This is a genomic window from Meiothermus granaticius NBRC 107808, assembly GCF_003574355.1.
GTDB lineage: Bacteria > Deinococcota > Deinococci > Deinococcales > Thermaceae > Meiothermus > Meiothermus granaticius.
In genome coordinates, this window is record NZ_QWLB01000005.1 from 58,896 (window position 1) to 77,094 (window position 18,199).

14 protein-coding genes and 1 pseudogene are annotated in these 18,199 nt (G+C 61.4%); 8 read left to right on the forward strand and 7 right to left on the reverse strand.

All coding sequences use genetic code 11. The features are described 5' to 3' along the window. Positions 1 to 474 precede the first annotated feature (474 nt). A complete protein-coding gene (locus Mgrana_RS02870) occupies positions 475 to 1,359 on the forward strand; it encodes a prolipoprotein diacylglyceryl transferase (protein WP_119356096.1) in 885 nt (294 codons plus the stop codon). Continuing rightward, on the forward strand, positions 1,359 to 2,135 hold the full coding sequence (locus tag Mgrana_RS02875; protein WP_119356097.1) for a beta propeller repeat protein: 777 nt from the start codon (positions 1,359 to 1,361) through the stop codon (positions 2,133 to 2,135). Before Mgrana_RS02870 ends, Mgrana_RS02875 begins: the two co-directional genes overlap by 1 nt. Here the strand turns inward: Mgrana_RS02875 and Mgrana_RS02880 are convergent. The 3 genes and pseudogenes from Mgrana_RS02880 to Mgrana_RS02890 form a co-directional block, all read right to left on the reverse strand. Continuing rightward, a complete protein-coding gene (locus Mgrana_RS02880) occupies positions 2,132 to 3,787 on the reverse strand; it encodes an ABC1 kinase family protein (protein ID WP_119356098.1) in 1,656 nt (551 codons plus the stop codon). The genes Mgrana_RS02875 and Mgrana_RS02880 overlap by 4 nt on opposite strands. Before the next feature lie 5 nt (positions 3,788 to 3,792). Continuing rightward, on the reverse strand, positions 3,793 to 4,674 hold the full coding sequence (locus Mgrana_RS02885; protein WP_119356099.1) for a patatin-like phospholipase family protein: 882 nt from the start codon (positions 4,672 to 4,674) through the stop codon (positions 3,793 to 3,795). Positions 4,675 to 4,690: 16 nt separating this feature from the next. Continuing rightward, positions 4,691 to 5,848 (reverse strand): annotated as a pseudogene (locus Mgrana_RS02890) (NADH-quinone oxidoreductase subunit 5 family protein); the annotation flags it as partial. A gap of 56 nt (positions 5,849 to 5,904) precedes the next feature. Between Mgrana_RS02890 and Mgrana_RS02895 the strand changes: the two are divergent. Beyond that, a complete protein-coding gene (locus Mgrana_RS02895; protein ID WP_119356100.1) occupies positions 5,905 to 6,195 on the forward strand; it encodes a hypothetical protein in 291 nt (96 codons plus the stop codon). A 148-nt stretch (positions 6,196 to 6,343) separates the two neighbouring features. Here Mgrana_RS02895 and Mgrana_RS02900 read toward each other — a convergent pair whose 3' ends face one another. Next, entirely contained in the window at positions 6,344 to 6,625 is a 282-nt protein-coding gene (locus Mgrana_RS02900; protein ID WP_147021102.1) for a hypothetical protein, read from the reverse strand. A gap of 596 nt (positions 6,626 to 7,221) precedes the next feature. Here Mgrana_RS02900 and Mgrana_RS02910 point away from each other — a divergent pair. The 3 genes from Mgrana_RS02910 (at position 7,222) to Mgrana_RS02920 (ending at position 10,422) form a co-directional block, all read left to right on the forward strand. Then, positions 7,222 to 7,737 carry a hypothetical protein gene (locus Mgrana_RS02910; protein ID WP_119356103.1) on the forward strand — a complete coding sequence of 172 codons (516 nt, stop codon included), beginning with the start codon at positions 7,222 to 7,224 and terminating at the stop codon, positions 7,735 to 7,737. Positions 7,738 to 7,747: 10 nt separating this feature from the next. After that, positions 7,748 to 9,457 (forward strand): ParB/RepB/Spo0J family partition protein, encoded by a 1,710-nt coding sequence (locus tag Mgrana_RS02915; RefSeq protein ID WP_119356104.1) that lies wholly within the window; start codon positions 7,748 to 7,750, stop codon positions 9,455 to 9,457. Positions 9,458 to 9,564: 107 nt separating this feature from the next. Continuing rightward, positions 9,565 to 10,422, forward strand: a complete 858-nt coding sequence (locus Mgrana_RS02920) for an ArdC-like ssDNA-binding domain-containing protein (RefSeq protein WP_119356105.1) — start codon at positions 9,565 to 9,567, stop codon at positions 10,420 to 10,422. Between the two features lie 39 nt (positions 10,423 to 10,461). On the opposite strand, the gene Mgrana_RS02925 is transcribed toward Mgrana_RS02920, so the two are convergent. Genes Mgrana_RS02925 through Mgrana_RS02935 form a run of 3 tightly spaced genes read right to left on the reverse strand, consistent with a single transcriptional unit; the run spans position 10,462 to position 14,125 of the window. Then, the gene (locus tag Mgrana_RS02925) at positions 10,462 to 12,411 is read right to left on the reverse strand and encodes a DUF3732 domain-containing protein (RefSeq protein WP_119356106.1); all 1,950 of its coding nucleotides are present in this window, start codon (positions 12,409 to 12,411) and stop codon (positions 10,462 to 10,464) included. Further along, the gene (locus tag Mgrana_RS17335; protein ID WP_119356107.1) at positions 12,408 to 12,893 is read right to left on the reverse strand and encodes a three component ABC system middle component; all 486 of its coding nucleotides are present in this window, start codon (positions 12,891 to 12,893) and stop codon (positions 12,408 to 12,410) included. The genes Mgrana_RS02925 and Mgrana_RS17335 overlap by 4 nt, the downstream gene beginning before the upstream one ends. Then, positions 12,890 to 14,125: an ABC-three component system protein gene (locus Mgrana_RS02935; RefSeq protein WP_147021103.1), complete on the reverse strand. Its 1,236-nt coding sequence runs from the start codon at positions 14,123 to 14,125 to the stop codon at positions 12,890 to 12,892. The genes Mgrana_RS17335 and Mgrana_RS02935 overlap by 4 nt, the downstream gene beginning before the upstream one ends. A gap of 175 nt (positions 14,126 to 14,300) precedes the next feature. Here Mgrana_RS02935 and Mgrana_RS02940 point away from each other — a divergent pair, with 175 nt between their 5' ends. Both Mgrana_RS02940 and Mgrana_RS02945 read left to right on the forward strand, forming a co-directional pair. Beyond that, positions 14,301 to 15,083, forward strand: coding sequence for an IS982 family transposase (locus Mgrana_RS02940; protein WP_119356109.1), 783 nt, complete (start codon positions 14,301 to 14,303; stop codon positions 15,081 to 15,083). A gap of 51 nt (positions 15,084 to 15,134) precedes the next feature. Next, the gene (locus Mgrana_RS02945; RefSeq protein WP_119356110.1) at positions 15,135 to 18,173 is read left to right on the forward strand and encodes a DEAD/DEAH box helicase; all 3,039 of its coding nucleotides are present in this window, start codon (positions 15,135 to 15,137) and stop codon (positions 18,171 to 18,173) included. The last annotated feature ends 26 nt before the right edge of the window (positions 18,174 to 18,199 follow it).

Below are 18,199 nucleotides of genomic sequence, written 5' to 3' on the forward strand. Positions count from 1 at the left end.
GATCACCATGGACGCTACCGGGATCAAACTGGGCCCTTTATCGATCAGTTGGCACGATCAGCAGACCGTGCGGGCGATTTCCCTCGCCACTTCCTGGGACTTTGGTCATCAATCACCCCTCGCTCACCCTTACTCACCCCAGGGATGAAGCGAAAATCGTATGTGATTGGTTTGATGAAACGCTGTAGCGGGAGACACCTTTCATAGGCATAGGAGTGATTCCGGTTGTCTTGCGCAATATCCGATATCAACCAGCTTGAACATCAAAAGGGCCTCGAGCCCCTCAGCCAGAGTCCGCCTGCCCAGCCCAAGGAACGTCGCGACACTCCGCTTTGGCGCCTTCCTGTTTCCCCTTGTTGTAGGCGGCCCCCTGGGCAGGGCCTAGGGCCTGGTTTACCGCTTTACGCAGGCTTAACAGGAACCTTGTAGCCTGATCCCAAGCCTTCGGGCTGTAAAGGTTTTGAAAGGTGGCCCATGCAACCCGGTTCCATTCACCTCGGCCCTTTATCCATAAGCTGGCACGGCATTCTGATCGTGTTGGCTATTTTTGTTGGCATCGAGATCGCCAAGCGCCTGCTGCGGCGCTGGGGCCAGGACCCCCAGGGCTTCGAGCAGGCGGTGTTCTGGGCGTTGTTGTGGGGAGTGGTGGGGGCGCGCGCGCTCTATGTGGTCACCAGCCCCCAGGCCTTCCTCGTCAACCCCATGAGCATCCTCGAGGTCTGGCGCGGGGGGCTTTCCTTCCACGGCGGGATGATCGGGGGGCTGCTGGCCTTCTGGTATTACCACCAGCGCCACGGTTTGCCCTTTTACCCCTACCTCGAGGCCACCCTGCCGGGGGTGGCGCTGGGCATCATCGGTGGGCGCATCGGCAATTTCTTGAGTGCCTGGGACAGCGCCGGGCAGCTCACCACCCTGCCCATCGGCTACACCTTCCCGCCCGGCTCGGGCTTCCCCGGTATCTGCACCAGCACCTTCGACCTGGCCTACGGGGGCTGTGCCGGCGCGGTGGTGATGGGGCCGGTACACCTGACCCAGATCTACGGTGCGATGATCGGGCTGGTGCTGTTGGGAGCGGTGTGGTTCTGGCTGCGCCCAGGAAGGCCCTATGGCTATGCCTTCTGGCAGTTCGTGCTGTGGTATAGCCTGCTGCGCTGGGTGTTCGAGGAACCCTTCCGGCTCAATCCGCTATGGGTCAAGGTGTACCAGAATACCAGCCTTGGGGTGGGCCTCCTCACCGCCACCCAGATCTTCACCCTACCGCTCATCGGGTTGGCCATCTGGATGCTGTGGCGGTTGGCGAGAAAGCCGATCGAGGGACTACGCCTAAACCCAATGACCCCGGAGGCTCACCCCCGCTGATGCGCTACCTGGCCTTGCTTATCTTCCTGAGCCTGGCCCTGGCCCAGCCGGTTTCGCTGGTGCAGGCCGGTGGGCGGGGCATCCATTCGCTGTTGTGGCTGCCAGATGGGCGGATACTGCTGGGCCACCACGACGGGGTCAGAATTTCGACCGACGGGGGGCGAAGTTGGGGCGACCTCTATAAAAAAACCGATTTTGAAGCCTTGAGCCTGGTGCTCGGGGGAAACCGGGTGCTGGTGGCCGGGCACGGGGTGTTGGCGGAGTGGCGGGGTGAGGGTTCGTTGCGCCTGCTCAAGCCCAAGGGCTTGCCCGCCAACCTCGAAGCCTATACCCTGAACCCCAAGAACCCCCGGCAGCACTTCGCCTGGGACATGAACCAGAGACTCTTCGGCAGCAGCGATGGCGGCCAGACCTGGCGCAAACTCCCGGCCCAGGGGCTACCCCCACCCGACCCCAGCGGCACCACCATGGTTCACGCGCTGGCCGTGGGGGCTGGCAGCGAACTCTATCTGAGCGGAATGGGGGTGGGGCTATGGGTCAGCTACGACAGCGGAAACCGCTTTACCCCCTTGAGCAGCCCGGAGACGGAGATTACCACGCTAGTAGTCGCTTCGGATGGCAGCCTGTGGGCCGGCGGGATTGCGGGACTGTGGCGCAGGGCAGGCTCCGGCTGGCTGCGCCAGGGCCAGGGTAGTGTGCTGGTTTTAGCCCTCAACCCACGCAACCCACTCAACCTGCTGTGGGCCGATATCCAGTGGCAATTGTGGTGGCGCTAGGGCCGCTCCTTGCGCCAGGAGACCAGCAGCAGATATCCACCCAACCCCAGCACTCCCGCCAGCCCCACGCCGAACACCCACCCTGCCCAGCGCTCCCACCCCGGCGGGTGGTAGGCCATCATCAGGCCGGCCAGGGCCAGAATCAGGGCAATGGTCAAGGCCGAAAGCCGCAGACCGTTGGCGATGCCACGCATTTCCTGCAAGAACTCCTGGTCGGAGCGTATCCTCAGCTCGAGTTCCCCCCGCTCGACCCGATCCAGCAAGCGGCGCAGCCCCGCCGGGCCCTCTTCCAGCAAGGCCAGCAAGTCCAGGGCTCCCTCCCGCAGGCGGCCCTGGACTTGTTTGGGCTGCAGGCGTTCCAAGAAGATCCGCTGGAACAGGGGCTTGACCAGTGGAGCCAGGTGAAAGTTAGGGTCAAGCTGCACCCCCACCCCTTCGGCCATCATGATGGTCTTGGCGAGAATCGAGAGGTGAGCGGGCAAGTGCAGCTGGTAGGCTCGCACGATCTCCAGAAAGCGCCCCAGGATGTCCCCCATCGGCATCTGCCCGATGGGAAGCTCGATGTACTGGTACAACAGGCGCTCGAGGTCGTGGCGAAAGGCCGTGGCCTGGCCGGGGGCGATGGGTACGCCCAGCTCGGCCAGGCGGTCGGCGGCTCGGACCGCGTCGCTGTCCACCACCGCGAGCACCAGTTCCAACAACCTTCCCCGCTCCGGGCGGCTCAGATGGCCCACCATGCCGAAGTCCAATAGCACCAGTTCCCCCTGCGGGGTGACCCGGAAGTTGCCGGGGTGAGGATCAGCGTGGAAGAAGCCCCAGCCGAAGGCCGAGCGGAAGAGCAGCCGGGCCATCCGGCCCGCCAGTTGGGCGGGATCCAGGCCATAACCCTGAACTCCGGCCAGGTCGTCCACCCGTACCCCTTCGATGTATTCCAAGGTGAGTACCTCGCGGCCCGAAGCCTGGGGGTAGACCCTGGGTATCCGCACCCCCTCGGTGTCGGCCAGGTTTTGGGCGTAGCGCTCGAGGTTACGGCGCTCCTTGGTGTAATCCAACTCGTCCAGGATGGTGCGGGCGAACTCCTCCACCAGGCCCAGCGGGTCGTAGGCCGCGAGGCGGCGCTGGGCCATCCGGGCCAGCGAGCGCAGCACCTCGAGGTCGAGCTGCACCTGACGGTACACGCCAGGGCGCTGCACCTTCACCACCACCACCTCGCCGCTATACAGCACCCCCCGGTGAACCTGCCCGATGGAGGCCGCCGCCAGCGGCTGGGGTTCGATCTGGGCGAAGATCTCCTCGGGCGGGCGGCCCAGCTCGCGGGCCAGCTTGAGCCAGACCTGATTCCAGGGCACTGGCGGAACCCGCTCCTGGAGCTTGGCAAATTCCACCGACCAGTCGGGGGGCACCAGGTCGGGCCGGGTGGAGAGCACCTGCCCCAGCTTGACGAAGGTAGGGCCGAGGTCTTCCAGCGCCAGACGCAGGTGATCGGCGCGGGTGTAGGGAGCCTCACGCGGGCGGTGCCGCAGCAGGCCCCGGTTGAAGGGCAGGTAGCGCCCCAGACCCAGTTCCATCACCAGGTAGCCCAGCCCATGGCGGGTCAGGGCGGCGGTGATCTCGCGGTAGCGGTTCAGGAGAGCAGTGCGGGAGGGGCGCATGGGAATCAGGCCGAAACGGTGTTGGTTCCAAGCAGTCCGCGCAGGCGCGGCAGCGCCGCCCGCACCACCTGTATGCCAGCGGCCACACAGATCGCCTTGTGACCGAAGTCGAGGGTGTCTATGGGCCAGGGAAACCGCGGTTCCAGAACCAGATCGGCCTGAGCAAAACGCAGGTGGGAGTGCTGGTGGTGGCAGATTTCCAGCGCCCGGATCATGGCCTGAACCCCGTTGCGCACGGTTCGGCTGGGCATCTGCGGTGGGCTGGGCTGCACCGCGATCACCACCGCAGCCCCCAGTGCCTTTACCACGTCAATGGGGGCCACATCGGCATAGGCCCCGTCGGCCAACAGGCGGCCCTCCCGCTCCAAAGGGGGCAACACCCCGGCCAGGGCAGCACTGGCATAGAGCGCATCGGCGGCTCTGCCCTCTTGCATGACCACCCGCTCCCCCGAGACCAAGTCCGTCGCCACGGCGGCTACCGGGAGGGCGGAGTCCTCGAGGTCGCGCCCCAGGGTGAGCCGCTCGAGCAAGACCATCCCATAGGGCAAGGCCCGTTGCCCCGGCCCCCAGGCGGTGAGTACGCTCCAGGCCACCTTCTGATAAGCCTTGAGCGAACGCAGCCGTTCACCCAGAGCCAGGGAGCGCGGCGCGGGTGGCTCAGGGAAGCCGGTGGTGTCCATGTGCAGAAGCGCTTGATACCAGTCGGGATTGAGGCCGTAAGTGGCCCCCACGATAGCCCCCATCGAGACCCCCACGATGGCGCTAGGCCGGTAGCCGTAGTGCTCGAGCGCCCGGAGCACCCCGGCGTGGGCCAGCCCCCGGCTTCCCCCTCCGGCCAGCACCAGCCCAAACGGGGGGTGAGTTGCGGCAACGCGTCTTCGGATCACTCAACACCTCCAGAACCTAGCGAAGCAATCCCCACCAGAGCAACAAGACCACACCCAGGAAGAAAGCGACAGCGTAGAGGCGCAAGAAACCGCTTTGTGTACGGGCAAGCCACCAACCAGCCCAAATCATCGTGCGCCCGTAAGCGATATACCCCCCCAGCAGGGCTCGATCACCGGCCAGGAGCCGGCTGGCCAGCACCTGGAGGGGTCTGGAGAATGCCGCATCATAGAATTGATTGATATAAAAGCCCTGCTCGGCTATTTCTTCCAAGTCGCGGTAGTCCTCCGGCAAGGTTGGGCGCTGGAAGAAGCGGTAGCCCGCATAAAGCCCAACCAGGGCCACCAGTGCCGACAGCGCAATCAACGACCACTCCAGGGCCAGTGACGGCTCGGAAAACTCCAGCGGTGCCAAAGTCCCAGCTAGAAAGCTCGCCAGCCCGTTGGGCAGCGGTTGGGGCAGGGCCAGGTAACCCATCAAGAGCGCACCCAGCGCCAACAGGTGGTTGGGCCAGCGCATCAGGGCGGGCGGCTCATGAACCGGGGCTGATCCCCGGTAGGTTCCCCCAAACACCAGCACATACCAGCGGGCCGAATAAAAGGCCGTGACCAGGGCCGTAAACAAGACCATGATGTAGAGCAGGACACCCCCCTGAGGCGAGGCCAGGCTGGCCGTCAAGATGGCCTCCTTGGCCCAGAACCCCGAGAGCAGCGGGGCACCCCCCATCGCCAACGCACCCACCAGACCGTGGAGATGGGTGACGGGCAGCCGCTTACGCAGACCCCCCATCCTGCGCACATCCTGTACACCTCCAAGCGCGTGGATCACCGAGCCGGAGGTGAGGAACAGCAGGGCCTTGTAGAAGGCGTGGGCCAACAACAAGGCCAAAGCTGCCCCGTAGGCTCCAACCCCGAGCGCCACCATCATGTATCCCAGGGTGGAGATGGTGGTATAGGCCACGATGCGTTTGATATCCCACTGACCCAGGGCACAGAAGGCTCCATACAGCGCGGTCAATGTGCCCACAAAGACGATAACGCTGGCAACTGCGGGCTCACCCACCAATAACGGACTGCTGCGGGCCAACAGGTATACCCCCGCCGTGACCATGGTGGCGGCGTGGATTAGGGCCGAGACCGGGGTGGGGCCGGCCATGGCATCGGGCAGCCAGACGAGCCCTTCAGCCACGTTTCGTATCCAAAGTCCGCGAGCTAAGACTCAGCGACGGGCGGGTGCTGCGGCTGAAGCAGGCCCCGGTCTTCAAGGGCTGGCAGGGCGACACCCGCTGGTGGAACCGCCCTGATCCAAAGCCCGCTGAGGCGCTGGAGTGGCTGCGGGGGCTGCTCGCAGGCCGGGAGTTCGTCTTCGAGCGGGAAGCCGACCAGGGAAACCCTTGGGAGTCGGCCCACTTCCCGCAGGAACCTCAGACCACCCGGTTGGTGGATCGCGGTCGTGCCGTGTACCGCGACCCGAAGACGGGGCTCGAGTGGTTCCAAACCGAGGCGTTCGCCTGGGCGGATTGATGTATTGTGGAAGATAGGACATCTTAGGGGGCTAGCTGTCACCTTCCCGAACCCGGAGATTTACGCTCCGGGCTTTTATAGTGCTGTTGCGCCAATTCACGCAGTTTGGCATCCAGGGCTTGGCGGAAAGCCGCGAGGGTTCGGTACTTCACGCTTCCTCCAAGGCTACACGAAAGCCAAGTTGTTGGGCCTCGCTCAGACCCTGAATAGCTTGCTTCAACACCTGCCTGCGAACCAAGCCGCGCTCGAGGGCCTGTCGTGTAGCCTCAACGATGTGTTCTGGGCTGACCCCACTTTGGGCTGCATCCAGCAGGGTGCGCAGCGGAACGGTAATGCGGTAACTGCCGCACCAATCTACTTCGGAGGGCTCGAGCCTTGCTTTGTGCAAAACCACCCCTGGAGGCGGGGTCTTACGAAAACTTGGCGGCACGCTCAAATGGTATCGGCTGGGCCTCAAATCGCTCAACCCATATAGGGCCAGAGCAGTGTCGTGGGAGACCACTGCTTGTGGTTCACCCTGTTTATCCCTACTCCACAGGTACAGCCGTACCAAGTCTTCTTCGGGCATGGAGGGGTAATCATGCAGCCGGTAGAGTCCCCAACCGGCTTCGAGCCAATTCCCATAGGTCTTGTGGTGATGGATCAACCGATCCGAATACCCCAGTTCCCTGGCCTAGGCCGCCGTGAAATACCCAGCCTGTTGATCGGCCAAGGTAAAGAGCTGGTGTTTTCGTTGAGCATCAACCACACACAAATATTACATTGAATGTAAGGTTATGTATAAGGCTGTTCTACAGTTAGCATTGACTGCACTTCGCGCCTGCAAAAAACGGGTAGCCGGGTGGACGACCGACCTCGATACCTGAATGTCCTGACCATCTCTCCCACGCCCGGCCCCGATGGGTAAGGAGGTGAGAGGGGCAGACACGTTAAAGCCAACCAACAACACAGCCGAGGCGTGACAAAACCGTTCATGCCTCCCAACCGAGACCGGAATTCCCGGTCTCACTCATTTTGGAGGTGAAGATGGGCTATACGCACTATTGGCGCAGACCAAGACAGCTCAAACTCGAGACCTTCCGCCGCTTCGTCCATGATGTGGGGGTGTTGCTGCACCACCTGCCGCTCCGCACCAATGGAGCGGGTGGATTCTATAGCCAACGGCTCCTGGTGGTGTGTGGGGCTTGGGGCAACGGCGCTCCCACCCTGAGCGAACAAGAGGTGGCCTTCAACGGTGATGCAGCCGAAGAACTCGACCATGAAACCTTCGCGGTCGAGCGGGTTTACTGTCCTGCTCCTTGGGAGACTCTCGACCTGAACGGGCATTTTTTCAGCTTCTGTAAGACCGCCCGCAAACCCTATGACCTGGCGGTGACTGGCTCGCTGCTCTTGCTGCAACAGCACTTCGGCTCAGCCGTGCGGATCAGCAGCGACGGAACCGCCCAGGAATGGGAGCCTGCAAGGGAACTGCTCTCAAAGGTTTTTGGCCCCGATCTGGCCTACACGGCATGGGAACAGGTCTGGCCACAACGCAGCAACTAAAGGAGGATAAATGTCAACCGTAAAACTCTCGCAACTCAAACTCGGCCCTAACGTACGCAAGACCTACAAGCCTGATGCCATCGCCGAGATGGCCGATTCAATCAAGGCGGTAGGCGTTCTGCAAAACCTGCTGGTGCGCCCCGCCAGGAAGGGCTATGAGGTGGTCTTCGGGGGTCGCCGCTATAAAGCACTCCAAATGCTGCTCAAGGCGGGACAGATCGCCAAGGACTACCAGGTGCCGGTGGAAATCCGCAAGCTGGACGACGCAGAGGCCGCCCGGCTGGGCCTGATCGAGAACCTCTTCCGCGAGGACATGGAGCCCCTGGAGGAGGCCGAGGCCTTCTACGAACTGGTGCAGAAGGGCATCAGCGTGGCCGACCTGGCCCTCCAGACGGGCTTCAGCGAGCGGCTGATCCGCCAGCGCATCACCCTGGCCGAGCGGCTGCATCCGCAGGTTAAAGAGTTGTTGCGCGAAGACGGGCTGACCCTTGAGCAGGCCCAGACCCTGACCCTGGTGGACCCCGAGGATCAGGTCGCGCTGCTGGAGAACTGGGGCGAGGACTTCGACCCCGACGCGCTGCGGCTGAGCCTGCGCCACTCGGTGCTCACGGTGGGCAACGCGGTGTTCACCCTGAGCCAGTACGAGGGGGCCATCGTGGAAGACCTCTTCGGCGATGCCGAGGCCCACTTCGCCGACCAGGCCCAGGCGCGCAGGCTACAGCTCGAGGCGGTGGCGCTGATCAAGGCCAAGCTCGAGGCCCAGGGCTTCGACCCGGTGACGCTCTTGCAGCAGCACGGCCTGCCCCGCTGGGCGTTCCGTGCGCCCACCGAGGGGGAGGGCAAGGGCGGGGCGGTGGTCAACGTCCACCCCAACACCCTCAAGGTGGAGGTGCTTGAGGGGGTGGTGTCCAGCCAGCCCACCCCGCCTACTGTGTCCATGCCCGGCCCCCGTGGTGCAGGGTCAGGGGTGGGAGGCGGCGAGGAACCTAGGCCCCGCCCGCCCCTGACCCGCAAGGGCGCGGCCCAGGCCAAGAACCTCAAGAGCCTGGCCTTGCAGCGGGCGCTCCTGGGCGGGCAGGGCGGCATCCACGCCGCGCTGGCCCTGGCGGTGCTGGGGCTGCTGGGCGAGCGTGAGGTCTATCTGCACGACTCGCGGGAGCGCTCCTCCGACGACAAGGGGCTGCTCGACCCCGCCGCGCGGGCCGTCCAGGAACGGTTCGTGTCCAGGCTGCCCCAGACCCGCATGGGCGAGGGCGGCCTCGAGTTGGGCGTGAGCGGCGACGCGCTGGCGGTGTTCAAGGCGCTGGCGGAACTGCCCAGGGGGGAACTCGAGGCGCTCTTCGTGGCCCTGCTGGCGGGGCGCATCGGCAGTTGGAACGAGCGCTACAGCTACCAGCCCACCACCCGCGACTCGCACCTGGCGGTGGGGCTGGCCCAGCACCTGGGGGCGCAGCTCGCCTGGAAGGACGTGCCGCCCGAGTTCTGGCAGTCCTTCAGCAAGGAGCGGGTGGCAGGAATAGTGGGCGACTTCGACCCAGCCTACGCCCACATCCCCTTCTCGAGCCGCAAGGAGGCGGTGGGGACGCTCCTGGAACTGGCCAAGGTCAAGCCCGAGCAGCCGCTGCCCGAAGAGTTGCAGTTCCAAAGTCATTCGGCGGGCGTGCAGCAGATGCCCCCGGTGGCCGAGGAGGCGCAGGGGGAGGAACTCGAGGCGGCCTGAGCCCGGCCTGACGAACTGACCGCTAGCCGGGGGTGGGCGACCGCCCTCGGCTTTTCCATTGACCCGACGAAGAGCGCCGTCGGCCCCGCAGGGGCGGAGGTGAAGTGATGACGCAAGACTACTCAACCCAAACTGTGGACAAGGGTGTGGATAAGCCCCTGAGTGCTTCCGAGCGGCTGCTCGAGCAGACCCAGACCTACGTCAATGAACTGGCCCAGAGCCTGGCCGAGGGGCACACCCAGCACTTCCTCGACTACCTGGAGGTGATGGGCCGCTTCCACCACTACTCGGTGCGCAACCAGATGCTGATCACCCTCCAATGCCCCAAGGCCACCCGCGTGGCGGGATTGAAGCGCTGGAACCAGTTGGGGCGCAGAGTCAAGAAAGGCGAGAAGGGCATCCATATCCTGGCTCCTAGCTTGGCTAAGGTGGAACTCGAGGTCAGAGACCCCGAGACCGGCAAGGTCTACACCGAAACCCGCGAGCAACTGGTGGGCTTCCACCCCACGGTGGTCTTCGACCAGAGCCAGACCGAGGGCGACCCGCTGCCCGAGCCCTACGAGGTGGAGGGCGCGGTCACCCCCGAGGTGCTGGCCGAAATCGCAAGAGCCTGCCCGCTGCCGCTCTACCTGCTGCCCTTCGAGGCCCGACAGGACGGGCTGACCGACGGCAAGGGGATTTTTCTCCACCCCCGGCTGAGCAACGAGCGGCGGTTGTTGGTGTTCTTCCACGAGTGGGCGCACGCCCTGCTGCACTATGAGGGCTGTGAGTATAAGGCGGACAAGACTCGAGTGGAGGCGGAGGCCGAGGCGGTAGCGGCGGTGCTGGGGCGCTTCTACGGGCTCAAGACCGAGGCCCACCGCGACTACATCCTGAGCTGGGGCGGGAACCCCAAGGCCTTGGAGCTGTCGCTGGGGTGCATCTCGAGGGCGGTCAAGGAGATCGCGGGGAAGCTGAGTCTTTAGCCTGTATTGATTCGCGGGTGAAATGACCCTTACGTACCTTCAGGAAACGGGTTCGTCGGGCCAGTCGGCAGGGACTAAGAAAGGTCTACCCTCAATCCAGCGCTCTTTGGTGGCGTTCTTGAACGCCTCGTCATCGGTAAAGTAGGCGTGCTCGAGCACCAAAATCTGAAGTGACTCCTGTTCGGCGACCTCGCTGAATAGAAGATCGAAGTAGCGCTTCAGAGATACACGATCCTGTGAAATGACCTCGACCTCCTCGGTGTCCTCTGGGAAGTAGGGACGGCTCAGTTGGTCGAGCACCAAAAGGCCGGGCACGGGCGACTCAAGGTCGGTGAACAGGCGGTGAAGAGCCAGCATCACGGAAAGGTGGAGGCTTAGGTAGTTCTCGTCGGAGCCGATGTTGCGCATGCTCTCGCGGCGCTTGGAGGTGATAACTCCGACCGAAAGATCCTTGGGGTTGAAGTCAACGCTCCCGCCGCGATAGCGCTCGTCGAACGGCAGATGCTGCAATATCTCCGTGGCGATGCCCGAGATTAAGAGGCGCTTCTCCTGAAGTAGCTCGGCCTTGGTCTGGCTACTGAGCTGCTCTTCCAACTCGGCAACTCTTGACCGCAGACCCGCGACCTCCTCGTCCTGGTTAGTCGTCACCTCCACATCAGCAACGGTATCTAGGTAAAGGCTGATGCGTCCGATGACTCGGTAGCGTCGCTGGTCTAGATCGAGGCGCTGACGGGCCTGCTCATCCTCCTGGACTATAGCCCGAATCTGTTGCTTGGTGCGCTCGAGTTCGAGGCGGACGGCTGACAACTGTTCTCTGACCTCCTCCGAGGCTCGAGCCACCAGTGGTCGTTGCCGTTCCACATCGCCCAGCTCCCTCTGGACTCGCTCGTAGACCTTCCGAACGGATTGGACGGACTCCGAGACCCGCTCGAGGGGCTGGGCGCAGGTCGGGCACGCGACGAGGCTAGCCTGGGTGGGGACAATCTCGACAGCAGCCAGGCGATTCCTCTGTGAAATCGCATTCTCGCCAAAGCGCTGCCGAATACTGCCCAGTTGTTCAGCGGAGTTGAGGCGGCTCCGCAACTCACTCGCTTGGGTTTCCAGCTCAAACTTTCGGTCGTAGAGCGTCGAGAGGTTGCTGTTCTGGCCCTCACCCCGATCCGACGGCTCTGTGGACTCCCAGGTGTTCGCCGCCCTCAAAAGGCCGATAATCCCTGCCAAATCGGTTTCAGCCTGAGATGCCTCGATCAGCCCGACGGTCTGGGCTTCAGCCAGGAGTGCTTGCGCCCGACTGACCTCCCGACCAGCGATTTGCTGGGCCTCGAGAGCCTGCTTCTCTCGGATGGCGAGGTCGCGGCGGAGGCGGCGCAACTCGCCCTCGAGTTCTATGGTGGCAGGGTCGTAAACGCCCAGAAAGAAGGGGAGTCGGTTGATTATGGCAACCCGTTTCTCGTCCTGCTCGTCGCTGCTCCAAAAGAGCTTACCCTTGTCAATGATGGTGGAGTCGTCCTGGAGCAGGTAGGGCATCACGTGCCTAACGGTGATGGGCTCCTTCGGTCTGGCAGGGGAGTAGGGGTCAACCTCCACCTCGGGTATTCCTAGCAGGCGCTCGAATTGATGAAGGGCGGTGTCAATGTCGGCTTTTCGGTACAGACCCGACTGACCGGCGGGTATCTCGAGCTCGCTGCCCACGTCAAAGTACGCCGAGTTGTCCGCTTTACGGGCACCGGTGGGAGTTTTTCGACAGACCAGAAATTGTGTTTCGTCCCGTACCCACAGGAGCCCTGTCCAGGAGGTAGCATCGCGCACGAAGGAGGGGATGTGGCACTCACTCGCCCCCATGACGTAGTTGATGATCTCGACCAAGGCCGACTTTCCCGTGTGGGACTTGCCGGTGATGATGTTGACGCTCTCGAGGTCGAGGTCAACATCCCGACGGCGGTCGTCGTGGCTATAGAGGATGATCTTGCGAAGGTTCCAGCGTCTCATACCGTCATCCCCAGCGCGTAATAGACCTGCCTAGTTCCGCCCGACTCTGCCGCCCAAGTGCCAAGTCGGCTCGCCAACGACAACACTGCTCTGACCTGAGGGTCGAGGCGACCCCGCCTAGCTGGTGTGAGTTTGAAGTTCGTAGAGGGCAATATACGAGCTTCGTCAGATAGGGTGAGCATGCCGTGGTACAGCCCAAAGCAAAGCGCCTCTCGGCTGAATGGGGCAACGGCACGAACGGTTTCCGCTAGGCTGATGAGCAACTCAGGTTTCCGAGCTATCCAGGCATACAGTCCGGTGCTGGAGTTAGTCCCGTCGAACGTCTGGGCATACTGCTGCGATAGTGTAAGGGGGACAGGGAGAAACATCAGGGGATGCTCTGGGCCACGCCCATCGCGCTCCAAATAGGCCGACGAGAAAGCGTAGAGAATCAGGGAGCAGAGGGCTGGGTTGGTGTCGGCGAAAACGTCGGTGGTTTTCATGAGTCCCCCTCCTCCTGGAGACTTGGATGATCGGAGAATTCAGGGTGCCATCCCACGCGCATCTCTTCCGCGAGCTGCTGGTAGGAGCCACGGGTTAAGAAAGGATCACTCCAAGAGGGCTTTGGAGGTTCCACCAGTTCGGGAGCCGTGTTGTGCGACCAGTCTAAAACCTTTTTCCCAGCCTCGCGTTTCTCGTCATCACTTTTCTCGGCGGTATCGTCACACATCGGGCCGTGCTGATCGGCCCACTCGCCCACCAGGCGGTCGTCGAACCGCATGAGCACCGCTGCGACGGCGAGATTCTCCCGCATCCACCGCTCCCGCTGATTACGGGCCTGCCACCGTGCCTTTGCCGCCCGCAAGACCCGCGACTGGCCTCCGTTGACGAGTCGAATTTGCCGCTCCATGCGCCCGCCCAGCTCGCCGGACAGGTCGCTCTCCAGCGGCTCCACCCCACCAAAGTCGTTGGGCAGGCTTTCGCTATCCAACTCTTTCATCAGTGAATGAAATTTCGACAACAGCTCCTGTTTCTCGATCAGCTTGGGCCGCTGGCCCAAGAGCGCTTTGGTCACCTGGAAGTCCCACCACTCGATCAGTCGCGGGTAGAACGATGGTCTGATGTTTTTGATGACCAGGCTATCGAGTCGTCGAGCGACCTCTCTTTCTATCTCCGCCGCACCGAAGCTTTCCGCTTGTAAGATGATCTGACCGATCAGGCGTTCCCGATCCTGTCTCGAGACGCGTAAAAACGATTCGCACTGCCGCATCCGATCCGCGTGGGGAGGCGAAGAGCCTGCTCTGCGGGCATCGCTTATTTCACCAACAACCCGTTTGGCCTCTGCCTCGAGCAGCGACGGCACGCTCGAGCGATCAGAATCAGAGATACAGAGGGCGGTCAGGGGGCTGTCAGGCTGGATTTCCGCGCAAGTTACGAACACCAGCCGCGTCGCCGGGGTGACTGAGGGACTATCCAGCCAAATCCCAAGTGTTTTCCAAAGGCCGACGCTTTTCTCCGTCAGCTTGGGAGGGGTTCCCAGCGAGTGCTTTAGCTGATAGAGAGAAGGCTGAACCGCCGAGACGAGTTCCACGTCGTCAGCAGTCTCGACACTCACGGCCCCATCGTCGCCAGCGTCCAGTAGCACGATGAGCGCATACATTCCCTGGAACACATAGGCGATGTAGGAGTCGGTGGCCTGATGATTCGTAGACATGTCAAATACCTGCCGGGTCAAATGTCATCTTCTTTGACTAACGATGATATTCGTTGAGACGGAAACAACTTGGTAAAATTACCAGCGGAGCTTGATGCATTAAGGCAATTCAGCCATTAATTCTTCAGCATAGATAGAATTACCCCGTTTAGGGGTTTGACAAAGGGGCCGGATTAAGCGAAAAGGGACGGTGCATATGAGCCGTCCCAAGAGAAATCATACCTCAATCCGCTACTATCTTTTCAAGGTCAAAGGCTGGCTGAGCCGCAAACTCCCCACACGAACTTGGTGGCGCAACCAAAAGATGGGAGATGCTGAACTACTAGCGTTGCACTTGGCCAGGATTCACTTCAAACACCCCTACGCCTGGCTGTGGTGGCAGTTGATGCGGGATATGTTCGAGCATCTGCCCAGCTACACCCAAGCCTACACCCGGTTGTTCAAACTCCTGCCGGTACTCCAACTGCTTTTGATGCCCCAAACAAGACCTAGACGCTACGTGATTGTAGACTCTCAGCCCATCCCGGCTTGTAGATGGGTACGCCGTCAGCGTTGTAAGGTGGTTGGGGCTTGGGAGGGGTATAGCCAACAGGGCGCTTTTTATGGGTTCAGCCTCCATGCTTTTGTATCAGCCAAAGGTGAAATCTTCCTCTATTGCATTCGTTCAGCCAATCAGCACGATTACAAAGTAGCCCAGTCCCTGCTCGAAGTAGCCAAAGTCTTGGGTCAACCGATCAAGTTGGGAGACAAAGCCTACCTCTCAGATGATTTTGTAACCCCGCCCAAGAAGAACTCAAGGTCTGCCACTGGCTGGAAAGCCCCCTATTCCAAGATCCGCAAACGGGTGGAAACCGTGTTTTCTCAACTGGTCAACGCCCACATCCGCCTCGGCCAATACCAAACCAAACGAGCCTTAGAAGTTCGTGTGGCGCTTACTATTCTCGCTCATAACCTCAAAATCTGGGGCATCGCCGATTAACCCCTAAACGGGGTAATTATGTTTTTGGCAGAATAGCTTATACTGATACTTATGCCCACACGTGCAGCCTTCATTGGGATAGATCGTTACGCAGATGCAGACATTTCTGACTTGACTGGAGCGGCTCAGGATGCCAGGGCGCTCTGGGCACTTTTCAGCGATAACGTACCTGACATTGATGCGCGTCTACTGATTGACGAGAAGGCCAGCCTCGTCAACATTGAGGAAATACTCGAGAGAACCCTGTTGGAGGCAGCACCAGACGATACCGTGATCCTGAGCTTCTCCGGTCACGGCTCGGATACCCATCACCTAGTGCCTCACGACGCCATGTTCGCTGATGTCCCCGGCTCCTGTCTCCCCATGAGCCGTCTGGCTGAACTTTTCCGTAGCTGCCAGGCCAAACAATTGCTGCTCATTCTCGACTGCTGCTTCAGCGGCGGAGCGCCCGCTCGCGTGGTACACGTGGACGCTCGAGTTCGCTCGTTTGCATCTCAACCTGGAATACAGAGCTTGGTTGGCGAAGGCCGAGTCATCCTGGCCGCCTGTGCCGAGGACGAGGAGGCGCTGGAGGTTGCGGGACACGGACTTCTGACCCGCAGCTTTTTCCAAACCCTTATGGATTCAGAGGAGGCGGTGAACATCTTTGACCTGGTGAGTCGGATTGCCGAGGAGGTACACGCCGAGGCCGCCCGCCGAGGTCACCAGCAAAGACCTGTGATCCTGGGCGCGGTTGTCGGTGGCCTTCTGCTGCCCAGGCTTTTGCCAGGAGCCCAATACCAGACCCTTTTCCCATCACGTATCCGCCGAAAGATCAGCGCGGCATTTGATGATCTGATGGCCTATAACTTCCCAGCCAGCATCATTGATCGCTGGAAAGATCAGTACCCGAACCTGAACTCACTGCAAGTGCAGGCTGTGAACGACTTCGGCTTGCTCGATGGGGACTCGCTCTTGGTGGTTGCTCCCACCTCGAGCGGGAAGACCTTTATCGGCGAGCTGGCTTTGGCGAGGGCCGTCAGTCAAGGAAAGAAGGCCGTCTTTCTGGTGCCACTTCGGGCGCTTGTGGCCGAAAAGTACGAGCAGTTCGAGGCCACGTACGGGCAGAGCCTCGGGCTTAGGGTGCGCCGGGTCTCTGGAGACTATGCAGATGAGGATGCGTCTCTGATTAGGGGCAAGTACGACTTGGCGGTACTGACCTACGAGATGTTCCTGGGACTCGCGCTGAACAACCCCAAAATCTTGAACGACTTGGGCTTGGTCGTGCTGGACGAGGCTCACATGCTGACCGACCCTGGGCGGGGTGTGGTCGTCGAGCTGATACTGAGCCTGATCCGCAGCCGTCGGGAACTCGAGCCGCAACTGCAACTTGTGGCGCTATCGGCGGTGATCGGCGATCTCAACCACTTTCACGAGTGGCTGGGTGTGGCAGCACTGGTGAGTTCTGAGCGCCCGGTGCCGCTCGTTGAAGGGGTGTTGGATCGAAGAGGCATCTACTACTACAAAGACCCCGTGACTGGTCAGGCAAAGCAACAGCAGCTTATTGAGCAGCATCGAATTATCCAGCGGGGCGGCAAATCCAGCGCTCAGGATGTGCTGGTGCCGCTGCTTTCAGAGTTGCTCAAAGACCCTAAAGAACAAGTACTGGTCTTTAGGAATGTCCGTGGCAGCGCGATGGGTTCCGCCAATTACCTTAGTCAAGATTTGGGCCTTCCCCCGGCCTCGTCAGTCATTGAAGCCCTCCCTCAGGACGATATGTCCGAGGCATCCGTGCGCCTGCGGGCCTGTTTGCAAGGCGGAACAGCCTTCCACACCTCAGACCTGTCGCGCGAGGAGCGAGCAATCATCGAGGCAGCCTTCCGCCAGAAGGATAGCCCGATTCGGGTCATGACTGCGACAACTACCCTGGCGGCGGGGGTCAACACCCCGGCCACCACCGTCATCTTGGCCGAGACCGAGTTTATGGGCGAGGACGGACGGGCCTTTCGAGTTGCCGAAGTCAAGAATATGGCGGGCCGTGCGGGCCGTTTGGGGATAAAGGACGAGGGGCGGGCGATCATTCTGGCCGAACACGACATGCAGGTTCACACGCTATTAAGTCGCTACGTGATGCAAGATCCCGAACCCATGCATTCCACCTTCGATCCGAACGATTTGGAGACTTGGGTTCTTCGGATGCTGGCCCAGGTGGGTAAGGTGTCGCTCAGGCAGGGCTTGTCGCTGTTATCCCAGACCTATGGGGGCTACCTGCTAAACCGAAACCGACCGGACTGGGCCAAGAACCTCGAGTTGCGTCTCTCTGAGCTAGTCAAGGAGATGGAGCAAGCCGGTCTGGTTGAAACTTTCAGAGGCGAACTTGCCCTCAGCGCCCTTGGTGGTATCGCGGCCAACTCCTCGCTTTCCTACAACAGCATCCTGCGCCTTCTAAACATCGTTAGAGATATGCAGCCGCTGTCGCTATCCGTAGCTGATTTGCTAGCTTTGGCGCAGGTGTTGCCTGAGATGGACGCAGCGGCTTTCCCCTCGAACGTTAAGTACGAAAAAGACAGGGCCTGGAAGAGAGAGGTGTTTCAGCGGGTGGGAAACCAAATTCACCATTTGCTCTCCAAACTCGCCGGAGCGGACGGAGCCTACGACAAGCGGTGCAAAGCCTTGTGTGTTCTTCTCGACTGGATCGAGGGTCAGCCGATGGGCACAATCGAGAACCGCTACTACATAAACCCATTCGCTCGAGTGGCAGCAGGTGACGTGCGCTCGCTATCCGACCGCACCCGCTTCCACCTTAGGCCGGTGACAGCCATCGTTACCCACGTCAGACCAGACATCTCCTTGCCAGAGAACATGCTAGAGCGCCTGCTTCAGCGCCTAGAGTATGGTCTGCCGGATGACTCTCTCGAGCTTCTCAAGCTGCGCTTGCTCACCCGTGGCGAAGTGTTGTGGCTGAGGGAGCGAGGCATACTGGGGCTCGCCCAACTGGCCACCCTGACTGATTCGGAATTGACAGAGGTTTTAGGCCGCGAAAAGGCTCGGCGCTTGCAAGGAAGTCGCCCGTGCCGCGAGGCGCTGTCGCAGAACCTCCCGACTGCTTGAGATTCACGGTCAAACTCCACAGCGTT